The 12154-nt window shown below is 65.9% G+C and carries 7 protein-coding genes and 1 pseudogene; 5 read left to right on the top strand and 3 right to left on the bottom strand.

Annotated elements, in window-relative coordinates; genetic code table 11:
* Positions 1 to 5: 5 nt before the first annotated feature.
* The 4 genes and pseudogenes from HB778_RS03320 (at position 6) to HB778_RS03305 (ending at position 4518) form a co-directional block, all read left to right on the top strand.
* Positions 6 to 1494: pseudogene (locus HB778_RS03320) on the top strand (efflux transporter outer membrane subunit).
* A 58-nt stretch (positions 1495 to 1552) separates the two neighbouring features.
* The gene (locus HB778_RS03315) at positions 1553 to 2239 is read left to right on the top strand and encodes an aspartyl/asparaginyl beta-hydroxylase domain-containing protein (protein ID WP_095203949.1); all 687 of its coding nucleotides are present in this window, start codon (positions 1553 to 1555) and stop codon (positions 2237 to 2239) included.
* A 127-nt stretch (positions 2240 to 2366) separates the two neighbouring features.
* Positions 2367 to 3452 carry a sensor histidine kinase gene (locus HB778_RS03310; RefSeq protein WP_095203948.1) on the top strand — a complete coding sequence of 362 codons (1086 nt, stop codon included), beginning with the start codon at positions 2367 to 2369 and terminating at the stop codon, positions 3450 to 3452.
* Positions 3453 to 3636: 184 nt separating this feature from the next.
* Entirely contained in the window at positions 3637 to 4518 is an 882-nt protein-coding gene (locus HB778_RS03305; protein WP_183461452.1) for an EamA family transporter, read from the top strand.
* Between the two features lie 67 nt (positions 4519 to 4585).
* On the opposite strand, the gene HB778_RS03300 is transcribed toward HB778_RS03305, so the two are convergent.
* Positions 4586 to 5491: a hypothetical protein gene (locus HB778_RS03300; protein ID WP_183461450.1), complete on the bottom strand. Its 906-nt coding sequence runs from the start codon at positions 5489 to 5491 to the stop codon at positions 4586 to 4588.
* An 80-nt stretch (positions 5492 to 5571) separates the two neighbouring features.
* Positions 5572 to 6159, bottom strand: a complete 588-nt coding sequence (locus tag HB778_RS03295) for a hypothetical protein (RefSeq protein ID WP_183461448.1) — start codon at positions 6157 to 6159, stop codon at positions 5572 to 5574.
* Positions 6160 to 6665: 506 nt separating this feature from the next.
* Between HB778_RS03295 and HB778_RS03290 the strand changes: the two genes are divergently transcribed.
* On the top strand, positions 6666 to 6860 hold the full coding sequence (locus HB778_RS03290; protein ID WP_244661791.1) for a hypothetical protein: 195 nt from the start codon (positions 6666 to 6668) through the stop codon (positions 6858 to 6860).
* 61 nt (positions 6861 to 6921) lie between these two features.
* On the opposite strand, the gene HB778_RS41215 is transcribed toward HB778_RS03290, so the two are convergent.
* A complete protein-coding gene (locus HB778_RS41215) occupies positions 6922 to 12120 on the bottom strand; it encodes an autotransporter outer membrane beta-barrel domain-containing protein (RefSeq protein ID WP_244661790.1) in 5199 nt (1732 codons plus the stop codon).
* Positions 12121 to 12154 lie beyond the last annotated feature (34 nt).

The raw sequence follows: 12154 nt of genomic DNA, 5'->3' as shown, positions 1-12154 counted from the left end.
TTTCCATGACAGGTTTTGAACGTGGCCCGGTGGCGCGGGGCGGCTCATTGTGCCCATGATTACGGCTGTTTTGCTCGCCGGATGCGTCGTTGGCCCGGACTATCGCACGCCCATCCTGCCGATGCCGGCGAACTGGAGCGGTGAGAAGCCGACGAAATCCGTCCAGCCGGCGCAACTGTCGCAATGGTGGCAGCGGCTGCGCGATCCGCAGCTCAACACGCTTGTCGAGGAAGCCGTCGCCGGCAATCTCGACGTCGCCACCGCTAAGGCCAAGATCCGCGAAGCGCGCGCCAGCTACCGCCAGAGCGCCGGCACATTGCTGCCGTCGGTGGACGGCTCCGGCTCGGTGACGCGCAACAAGTCGGCCGAGACCACATCGGGAACCAATTCCATCTACGCAGAATACCAGGCAGGCTTCGACGCCAGCTGGGAGCTCGACCTGTTCGGCGCCAACCGCAGGGGCGTCGAGGCGGCGCGCTACGGTGTGGACGCGTCTGAGGAGGAGCTGCGCTCGACGCTGCTGACCCTGGTCGGCGATGTCGCGTCCTATTACACCCAGGCGCGCGGCTACCAGGCCCGCATCGCGCTCGCCCGGCGTTCGGCCGTGTCGCAGCGGCAGACCGCCGAACTCACCCGCACCATGGCGCTGGCGGGGTCGGCGACGGCCGCCGACGTCGCCAAGGCGATGGGGCAGGCGGCCAGCACCGAGGCGCGGTGCCGACGCTGGAGGCAAGCTATGCCGAGGCGGTGCATCGCCTGTCGGTGCTCACCGGCCGGCCGCCGGCGGCACTCAGCGAGCGGCTGAAGCGCAGCAAGCCGATCCCGTCGCCGCGCCTGCCGATGCCGACCGGGATTCCCGCCGACATCCTTTTGTCGCGCCCCGATGTGCGCATGGCCGAGCGGCAATATGCGCAATACACCGCCAAGGTCGGCCAGGCCGAGGCGGCGCGCTATCCCTCGGTCAGCCTGACGGGAAACATCAGCACGGCGGCGCTCAATCTCGGCGATCTCGGCAAGAATTCGTCGATCGGCTGGTCTTTCGGGCCGTCGCTCAGCGTGCCGCTGTTCAATGCAGGGCAGCTGCAGGCGGCCGCCGACGTCGCCCGCGCGCAGCGCGACCAGTATTTCATCGCCTACCGCGCCTCGGTGCTGACCGCGCTCGAGGATGTCGAGAATGCGCTGGTGCTGATGGCGCAGGAGCGCATCCGGATCAGCAAGCTTGCCGCGTCGGCGAAATCCTATGGCGAGGCGGCGAGCCTCGAAGGCACGCTCTACAAGGCCGGCGAGACCAGCCTGCTCGACGTGCTCGACGCCCAGCGCTCGCTCTACTCAGCCGAGGATTCCCTGCTGCAAAGCCGCGTCCTTCTGGCCACCAACTACATCGCCCTCAACAAGGCGCTCGGCGGCGGCTGGGATGGTGCGGTCGACAGCAGCAAGCCCGAGATCGTCGACGTCAAGACCGGGCCACGGCTGGCCACGATGACGTCGCAGTGAACTAAATGTGTAAGCAAAACCGGGGGCCGTCCGTTTAAAATGTCGTGGAGGCAATGCGATGTCCCGTACCTACGATCTTGCATCCGATGTGATCCGGCGTGTCTATGAAAAGCGCATAGACGCGCCGGCGATCCTCGATACCGCCACCGAATTTCCGAACGCGGCGAAATTCACCAATGCCTGGCGCGACATCCGCGACGAAGCGCTGGGCGTGCATCTGGGCAAGGTCCCGCGCTTCCACGACATCATGCCCGAGCAGGCCGATATCTCGGCCAATGACGGGCTCGACTGGCGCATGTTCGTGCTCAAGGCCTATGACATGACTGTTCCGGAGAACCTGGCGCGGATGCCGGTTCTCAGCCGGTTGCTTGCCGAATGCCCCGAAGTCAAATCGGCGGCTATCTCGTTCCTCGCGCCGCGCAAGCACATACCCGCCCACCGCGGACCGTTCCGCGGCATCATGCGGTTCCACCTTGGCCTGGTCATCCCGCGCCAGGCCGATGGCCGCCCGGCAACCATCATGATGATCAACCATCAGGAGAAGCGGATCACCGACGGCGAAGGCATGTTGTGGGACGACACCTACCCGCACGAGGTGATGAACAACGCCGATGAAGGTCGCATAGCCCTGCTGCTGGATGTCTGGCGTCCGGGAATGCCCTGGGACATGGAAATGCTCTCCCGGCTGATCGTGCGCGGCGTGCAGGCCGGAATGCGCCGCAGGGGCGTGTCGTTCAGCGCCTGAACCGGGGGCGGGCGACCGATTTGGCGCCCTGACGCGGAGGCAGGTGCCAGCCTCCTCCTGCATTGTGATGGCAGGCGCACCCTATCGCTGATACTGATGGCGCTCACGCACAGCACAGGCGCCGCAGATGACATCCGACACACAGAAGGCCGAAGCGGTCGAGCAGTTGCTCGATACGCCGGACCTTGCCAGCGCGCTGGAAAGCGAACAGTTCAAGAAGTTCCTCGACCAGGTGCCGATCGCCATTGCCGTCTCGGACCTCGGCGCGAAGGAGCGCGTCGTCTATGCCAACCCGGAATTCGAGAAGCTGTCAGGGCTGAAGGCGGCCAGGCTCGCCCAGAAGCACTGGGCGGCACTTTCCGGCACCGGCCTGCACCAGCAGAAGGACCGCGCACTGTTCGAAGCGTTGGTCGAGGAGACCGATTTTGTCGGTACGTTCCGGCTGGAGCGGGCCGAGGACACGCCGGCGATCGTCGACGCCTATTCCAACGTCATCGAGGACGACAATGGCAAGGTCTGCTTCCGGCTGGTTGCGCTGGTCGACGTCTCGGCCCATGGCGAGACCGAGGATGCAGCTTCGGTCGAGGAACTCGTGCGCGAGAAGGACACGCTGCTGCGCGAATTGCAGCACCGGGTGAAAAACAATCTGCAGATGATCACCGCGCTGATCCGGCTGGAGACGCGCAATGCGATGGAGCCGGACCAGAAGCGGTTCGAGAGGCTGGCCGGCCGCGTCGACGCGCTGGCGATCCTTTACCAGACGCTGTCGGGCGACGATCACAAGGACGAGGTCGATCTCGGCGTCTATCTCAGCCAGATCGCATCGGCGGTGATGAACTCGCATGCGGTCGAGGGAATTCGCCTCGACATGAAGGTCGATACCTATCCGGTGTCGGTCAACGTCGCCATGCCAACCGGGCTGGTGGTGAACGAGCTTTTGACCAATGCGCTCAAGCATGCCTTCAAAGGGCGCGACGGCGGCACGATCACACTGCACAGCATCGTCAACGGCGATGGCTGCCGTATTGTGATCGCCGACGACGGCATCGGCCTGCCCGAAGGCGAGACCTGGCCCAAGCCCGGCAAGCTCGGCGCGCTGATCGCGCGTTCGCTGACCGAGAACGCCAAGGCGGAATTCGACGTGAATTCGAGCGCCGGCAAGGGCACGCGGGTCACCATCGTCTTCAAGCGCTCTGTTGCCGCCGCCGCTTAGGCAGGCAGCCCCAAGCATGCCGTGAATGGCCGGAAGGGTGTTCCCCGACTTCCGGACCCGATGCCAGCGCTTGCCCCAGCCGACTGTCGTCCCGTGCCTCACGACAGGCCCGCCCGGGCAGGCCATAGCTGCCAGCCATGCCGCCGGGTCGCGCGGATGCCCGGCAGGGAAGGATGAAACCCAAGTGACATCGACGCCAATTGCCCGTCGCGAAGCAGCGCCCTTGCCTGTCGCGGCGCTGATGGGGGCCATGGTGTCGATCCAGATCGGCGCCACCTTCGCCAAGACGCTGTTCCCACAGATCGGCGCGCAGGGCACAACGACGTTGCGGCTGGTCATCGGCGCGCTGATGCTGATCGCGGTGCTGCGGCCCTGGCAGATGCGGCCGACGCGCGCCACCTTGCCGTGGCTGGTCGCCTATGGCGTGACGCTCGGCGCGCTCAACCTGCTGTTCTATGCAGCCCTTGCCAGGATCCCGCTCGGTGTCGCGGTGGCGCTCGAATTTTCCGGGCCGCTGCTGGTGGCGACGCTGACCTCGCGGCGGGCCAGCGATTTTGCCTGGATCGCGCTGGCAGTGGCCGGCATCATCCTGTTGTCGCCCTTCATTCATTCGCTGCAGCCGCTCGATCCGATCGGGGTGATGCTGGCGCTGGCGGCCGGCGGGTTCTGGGCGCTCTACATCGTGCTGGCGCAGAAGGCGGGTGCCGAGCTCGGCACCCGCACCACCGCCTACGGTATGGCGATCGCCGCCGTGCTGGTGCTGCCCTTCGGCGTGGCGCAGGCGGGAACGGGGCTGCTGGCACCGTCGATCCTGGTCAGCGCGCTGCTCGTCGGCCTGTTTTCGAGCGCGCTGCCGTTCTTCCTGGAGATGGTGGCGCTGACCCGCATGCCGGCCCGCATCTACGGCACGCTGACCTGCCTGGAGCCGGGACTGGGCGCGCTGGCCGGCTTCCTGTTCCTGCATGAGAGCCTGACCCCGCCGCAGCTGGCCGGCATTGCCGCGGTCGTTGTCGCGGCCGCCGGCACGGCGCTGACCTCGAAGCCGCCGGTGCCGTCGCCGGAGTAGGGGGCGGCGATGCTCGTGCCGAACCGCCCGGCCGGGGGAAGTCCCCGGCCGTAATGCTTTCGACAGATCAATTCTGATCGGGCGGCGCGGCCGGCGCTTCCTGCCATTTGAAACCGACGTACATGCTCTGCGCCACACCGACCAGCAGCAGCAGATTGGTGTCGAAGTTGACGAAGGTGAAGCTCCAGACGACGTTCCAAATGAACAGGATTCCCAGGATGCAAGTCCACGCCACCGCCTGGATACGATGCAGCACGGGTCCTTTGCCATCGCTTAGAATATCCAGAAAGAACGAGTTCGAGGTGCTTGTGTCGTCGTTCCCATCGTTGAGGCCGATGGCCGCCATTCCGGATGTCGCATTGATTCCCAAGAGCACAAGAATGCCGCTGGTGATCAGCCCGAGATAGATGCCCATGGTCAGCCAGATGAACACGAACCCGGCCACTGTCAGGAACATCCAGAAGGCCATTTGCGTGCGGGCGAGGCTGTAGGGGCCTATCGGCCGTTCGATATTGCCAGTCTTGGCCGCCTCATCGGCCTTGGCTTGAGCCGCCTTCAACGTGCTGGCCGCATTGTTGGCGGCAGCCGTTGCGGTGACCACGGCTGTCTGCGCGCTTTCGGATTCGGCGGCAGCCTTTGCCACGGCGTCGGCAGCGGCGGCTTTGGCGGCATCGTCGGCGGCTTTGGCGGCCGCGTCGTTTGCGTTGGCAACACCGGTCTTTGCCGCCGCGGCGGCATCGACGGAGTCCTTCAGCTTTGCTTTTGCGTCCTGATCTGCCGTCTGCGCCGCCGTCAACGCGTCGGTCGCGATCTGCACGTCGTTCTGGGTGCGCTTGTTGTCGCGCAGCATCGTCGTCTGCCTGGCCAGTCCGCAGAAGCTAGCGGTAAAGCACAGAAGCGAAAGGGTGCCGATCGCCAGCGTCAGGAGATCGTAGACCATGACCGTGACCGTCTCGGTCGTCGTATCCGGCAAGGTGGTTGTGCCTCGCGACAGACCAATGGCGAGGGCCTTCTGACCAATTTTGGTCCAGTCCTTGTCCGGCGTCGGGGCACTCAGCAGTTCGCGCCAGAAGGTCGCACCGCTTTTTCTGCATCGTTGGGAACCTCCAAGCCGAACAGAAGGGCCTGCGGGCCTGACTTGGCTTCGGCCGGAACCGTCAGGTCGGAAGAGGTCTTGCCGTTCAGGAACACCGACAAGGTGATCGGTTGCGGCTTGGTGGCGGCAGCAGTGAGCGCCTTCTGCAGAGCCGTGTCGGTTGCTTGTAGCGTGTTCCACGCCCCATCGCGCGCCGATCCGCTTGCGGCTTCGTAATCGGCTTGCGCTTCATCACGCGTTTTGCGCTTCTGGATGATGTCGTCCGCCAGACGCGCCTCGGCGACTTGTGGCACGACACCGCCGACAACGATGCAGATGTGGTGATTTATGACCGTCGACGTCGGCCGGACCGCCAGCAACTGCAAGGCACCATCGGCCATCGCCGCCTTCTGTTCGTCTGTCGGCGTCCCAGGCGTAACCTTGCCGTCTGGCGGTGTCTCAGGCGGAACCTTGTCGTCCGGCGGTGTCTCAGGCACAACCTTGCCGTCAGGCGTAACCAGGCCATTGCAAGTGACTGGGTCGGCGCGGCAATATGCTCCAGCCATGCGGTCCGTCCCAGGCATAAAATCAGCAGCAAGCTACCAGCGATCGCGAAACATTTGGCCGCAAACCGCGACGTCAATTTGTCCCTGAACCCCGTCAATCCTTCAAGCATGTCCCGTCCCCCCCAGTTACAACTCGATGTTTGAAAATCCCCTGTTTCAGGCATGGGTGCTCTCTACGGCTTCCATGACCCTCGGATTGGCACTATACGCGAGAAATTTTTTCCGGGAAATCAACAGAAGTTGTGTGTCGAGGGTATTTATTTGCAGCAGAGAACTGTTCTCCGACGATTACACATTGACGGAAGTATCTTGTGCGAGTCCGCCCGGCCTTTTTTGAGAATATCGCCCTTCGGTTGTCCGGCTGTTTGTGTGGGACCCGTTCTGGCGGGTAGAAGTCTGGACAGCGCGCTTATAGGCCCAGTTCACGGAGCAGCCGGGAAGCAGCCGACGGACCGGGTCGGCATGTCGGCCTGTTATCAAGCGCGCTGCCGTTCTTCCTGGAGATGGTGGCGCTGACCGGCATGCCGGCCCGCATCTACGGCACGCTGACCTGCCTGGAGCCGGGGCTTGGCGCGCTCGCCGGCTTCCTGTTCCTGCACGGGGGCCTGACCTCGCCGCAACTGGCGGGCATCGCCGCCGTCATTGTCGCGGCCGCCGGCACCGCGCTGACCTCGAGGCCGCCGGTGCCGTCGCCGGAGTAGGGACGGACGCATCGGCCGCACGGCGACGTCAATCTGGCGGTGACCCGGTGGCCTGCTGTCGTCAGAACTTGACGCTGAGGTTTGCCCTGGCGCCGTTATCGACCGTGCCGCCGCCGAATTGCCCGGTATAGGACAGGCCGAGCGTCGCATTGGGCGACATTTTCATGTCGATACCAGCCTCGATGATCGCGCTGTCCCTGGCGATCGGCACGCCGGCGATGGTGAAGGCGTTGCCGCCAGCGAAGGCGAAGCTGGAGGTCGGCGTGACATCGCCAAAGGCATGGCGCCAGCCGAGCGTGCCGCGCGCGGTGGCGTCGATGCCGCCCAGCGCGAAGTCGGTCGAGCCCCGCAACCCGAGCGTGGTGAAGGTCGCGTCGGTGGTCGAACCGGCACTGGTCAGTGCGGCAGCGCCACCTGTTTCGGTGAAGCCGTCCGTGTGCACGCTGACATAAGCGAGATTGGCGAAAGGCTCGAACTTGAAGCGGCCCGCATCGGCCTTGTAGGCGAGTTCGCCAAAGACCTGCGCGGTGCCGGCATCGTAGTGGGCCGACAGCGCATCCGCGAAGCCGTTGAAGGCAACGGAGCGATGTGTCGAGAGGCTGCTCCAGCTATAGGCCGCACCGGTGCGGAAGGCGATGGCGCCCCAGTTGGTGCCGCCATAGAGGCCGAGATGGTAGTTGTCGCTCTTGCCGGAGGAATTACGATCGTCGGCGTTGAAGGAGGAATGGCTGTACCCGCCGAGCAGGCCGACGCGCCAGCCGCCGACCAGCGTGTCGGCGCCGGCCAGCAGGCCGCCTGTCGAGCGGTCGAAGGCGGCGGCGTTGCCGTCGGAATCCGTGTTGCCCCAGGAGCCGAAGGCCTGGCCCCAGACGGCGAAGCGGTCGGTGTCGGCGGCGACCATTTCCGGCCCGCCTTCGCCATAGGCCATGACCGGCAATGCGGCGGCACCAGCATCGCCGAAGGCTGCAGCGATGCGGTTGCTGGCGGCGTCGCGGATGAAGCTCGAGTCCTCCACCAGCATTCCCTTGGCCGAGGCATGGATCTCACCCGACAGTTGGTCGAAGGCGGCGCGTGCCTCGGCGTCGGTGGCCAGGCCGGCGACGGCATTGAACAGTGATCCGGATGCCGGAATGCTGTCGAGCCCTTGGCCGGTGGCGATCTGGTTGGGCGTCAGCCCGGCATCGGCGAAGGTTTGCGTCTTCAACACGTCGAGATAGGCGTTGTTGAAGTCATAGGTATCGATCACCGACAGGAACGCGGTGTTGGTGATTCCTGTCACGTCGGCGAAGTGGCCGGCCAGTCCGAGATCGGCGGTCAGCACCGTATAGTGGGAACCGAACTGCAGGCCGCCCTGTATATTGACCGCCAGCGTCGAGCCGGTGATGTCGGCGGTGCCGGAGGCATGAAGCAGATCCGACTGAGCCCCGCCGATGTCGATGGCGTAGGTCGAGCCGGCCGCCAGCGTCACATTGCCCGAAACCAGGGTGCGGTCGCCGGCGCCGCCGTCCTGCATGGTCAAAAGTCCGGAATTCGACAGGGATTCGAGGCCGCTGAAGGTCGTGGTCTCGAGTGATGCGCCAATGCTGGCGGTGACGAGCGTTGCCGAGGCCGCGTTGATCAAGCTGTCGAAGCCGGCGCCGAACTGGCTGGTGCCGCCGGTCGTCCAGGTGGCGTTGTTGGTCACCTTGTCGACGAAGTCGCCAAGCGTCACCCGGCCAAGCAGCGCGCCGTCATTGGTGAGCGTGGTGGCGCCGCCGGCCGTGACGATGGCCAGCGCTGTGGCCGTCTGAGCGCTGTTGTGCGTCGCGCCGGAAAGAGTGATGCCGATGGCGTGGCCGGCGTTTGATTGTGCGTCGATCGCCGCGAGGGAGCCTTCGACGGTGCCGCTGGTGGTGATGGCGATCGCGCCAACGCCGGTCTGTCGTGCGACGATGGCGGTGTTGCCGGTGGAGGTGACATCGCCGGCGTTGACCGTCACGTCGCCGCCGCTCGACCGCGCGAAGATGCCGTTGCCGTTGGTCGTGGTCACCGGGCCGACCGTGGTCACCTTGGTCGAGCCCGAGCCGAAGTTCTCGGCGTCGATGCCGAACCGCGCATCGATCGATCCGTTGGCGGTCACGTCGATGTTGCCGACGGCCGCAGCGTTGAGGAAGGCGGCCACCATGCCGGCATTGCCGGCCTTGATGTCGCCATTGGCGACCTCGGTGATATTGCCGATCACCGAGTGGCTCTGGACGTCGATGCCATCCTTGCCAGCCGTCAGCGCGGTGACCGCGCCGGTGGTGACGCTGATCTTGCCGCCGGCCGAAGTGTCGCGCACGAAGATGCCTTCGCCGCCGGTCGAGCTGCTGGCGCCCGAGATGTCGACCGTGACCGTGCCCGAGCCGCCATTGAGGATGTTTGCCGCGTCGCCGCTGCCGCCGACGAACCCGCCGGTGCCGGTCACCGAGATGTCGCCCGAACCGCCGGTGCCGCCAACCAGACTGAGGCCGCGCGTCGCGCCGGTCACCGTGTCGGCGACCGATACGCTCACCGCGCCGTTGCCGGTCGCCTTGATGCCCTCGGCGAGCGTGCCGGTCACCGTGCCATTGGCGGTGACGCTGGTCGCGCCCGTGCCGAAGTTGTGCGCATCGATACCTGTCGTGCCCGAGACGTTGCCTGCGGTCACGTCGATCAAGCCCGTGCCAGCGACCTTGGTCTGCTGGGCGATGATCGCGGTGTTGCCGGTCGAGGTGACATCCCCCGCGATCACGACGGCGGTGCCGCCGGTCGTCAGCGCAAAGATGCCGTTGCCGGTGGTCGCGGTAACGGGACCAACCGTGATGACACTGGTCGAGCCCGAGCCGAAGTTCTCGGCATCGATGCCGAACCGGGCGTCGAGCGACCCGTTGGCGGTCACAGAGATATAGCCGGTCGCCGCAGCGTTGAGGATCGCGGCCACCATGCCGGCGTTGCCCGCCTGGAGATTGCCGTTGGCGACCTCGATGACATTGCCTGTCAACGACTGGCTCTGGACGTCGATCGCGTCCTTGCCCGCCGTCAGCGCGGTGACCGCGCCTGTGGTCACGCTGATGCCGGTGCTGGTCGCCACGTCGCGCACGAAGATGCCTTCGCCGCCGGTCGAGCTGCTCGCGCCCGAGATGTCGACCGTGACCGTGCCCGAGCCGTTGTTGAGGATGTTTGCCGCGTCGCCGCTGCCGCCGACGAACCCGCCGGTGCCGGTCACCGAGATGTTCCCCGTGCCGCCGGTGCCGCCAACCAGACTGAGGCCGCGCGTCGCGCCGGTCACCGTGTCGGCGACCGATACGCTCACCGCGCCGTTGCCGGTCGCCTTGATGCCCTCGGCGAGCGTGCCGGTCACCGTGCCATTGGCGGTGACGCTGGTCGCGCCCGTGCCGAAGTTGTGCGCATCGATACCTGTCGTGCCCGAGACGTTGCCTGCGGTCACGTCGATCAAGCCCGTGCCAGCGACCTTGGTCTGCTGGGCGATGATCGCGGTGTTGCCGGTCGAGGTGACATCCCCCGCGATCACGACGGCGGTGCCGCCGGTCGTCAGCGCAAAGATGCCGTTGCCGGTGGTCGCGGTAACGGGACCAACCGTGATGACACTGGTCGAGCCCGAGCCGAAGTTCTCGGCATCGATGCCGAACCGGGCGTCGAGCGACCCGTTGGCGGTCACAGAGATATAGCCGGTCGCCGCAGCGTTGAGGATCGCGGCCACCATGCCGGCGTTGCCCGCCTGGAGATTGCCGTTGGCGACCTCGATGACATTGCCTGTCAACGACTGGCTCTGGACGTCGATCGCGTCCTTGCCCGCCGTCAGCGCGGTGACCGCGCCTGTGGTCACGCTGATGCCGGTGCTGGTCGCCACGTCGCGCACGAAGATGCCTTCGCCGCCGGTCGAGCTGCTCGCGCCCGAGATGTCGACCGTGACCGTGCCCGAGCCGTTGTTGAGGATGTTTGCCGCGTCGCCGCTGCCGCCGACGAACCCGCCGGTGCCGGTCACCGAGATGTTCCCCGTGCCGCCGGTGCCGCCAACCAAACTCAGGCCAAGCGTCGCGCCAGTCACCGTCTGGTTCACCGACACGAACACGCCGGCGTTGCCGACAGCCTTGATGCCCTCGGCGGCAGTGCCGGTCACCGTGCCATTGGCGACGATGCCGATGTCGCCCGTACCGAAGTTGTGCGCATCGATGCCCGTCGTGCCCGAGACGTTGCCCGCGGTCACGCCGATCAAGCCCGTACCAGCGACCTTGGTCTGCTGGGCGATGATCGCGGTGTTGCCGGTCGAGGTGACATCGCCCGCGTTCACGATGACATTGCCGCCGGTCGACAGCGCGAAGATGCCGTTGCCGGTGGTCACATTGACCGGGCCGACCGTGGTGACGCTGGTGGAGCCCGAGCCGAAGTTCTCGGCATCGATGCCGAAGCGGGCGTCGAGCGACCCGTTGGCGGTCACGTCGATGTTGCCGGTCGCCGCGGCGTTGAGGATCGCGGCCACCATGCCGGCATTGCCCGCCTGGAGGTTGCCGTTGGCGACCTCGACGACATTGCCTGTCAACGACTGGCTCTGGGCGTCGATCGCGTCCTTGCCCGCCGTCAGCGCGGTGACATCGTTGGTGGTCACCGAAATGCCGGTGCTGGTCGCGACGTCGCGGATGACGATGCCTTCGCCTGTCGCCGAAAAGATATTGCCGGAGACGTTGATGCTCACCGAACCGGCGCCGGCCGTTTGCGACACATCGAACGCGTTGCCGGCGCCATGGTTGATGATGTTTCCACCCGTGTAGGTGATCGCGCCGCCGGCCGCCGAGATCGACAGCGCCGCCGTGCCGCCCGCGGTCGGCGTGTTGCCGGTATCGACACTGATCGTACCATTGTTGGTGACTGTGACGCCGCCGGTGCCGGTGTTGGTGACCGCAAGGCCATTCCCGCTTATCGTCGTTCCCGCATCGACGGTCACGTCGACCGGCACGGGCAACAAGCCCTGATAGGCGCGGTCACTGGGTGCGTTGGCGGGAAAGGTCGTGTCGGTGGTGGAGGTCGTGTCGCATTGGACAGTGGTCGCGCCGACGAGACAATCCGCCCAGGCCTGGGCGGGTGCCAGCAGGCTCACGCCCGCAGCCGTGGCGATGCCGATTGCGGATCGCAGCGCAAGCCGACTCGCCTGCGAGCGCAGGTTGTCGCGTAGGTTGAGGTAACTCGTCGGCGCGACGAAAGTCAGCGACGCCTTGCGGCTTCCGAACATATTCTGCTGCATTCAATCCCCCGACGCGACAGTCGTTTGCCCACAG

Origin of the sequence: Mesorhizobium huakuii (assembly GCF_014189455.1) — a bacterium.
Lineage (GTDB): Bacteria > Pseudomonadota > Alphaproteobacteria > Rhizobiales > Rhizobiaceae > Mesorhizobium > Mesorhizobium huakuii_A.
Note: the sequence above shows the minus strand (reverse complement) of the source record. Positions and strands in the feature narration are given on the sequence as shown.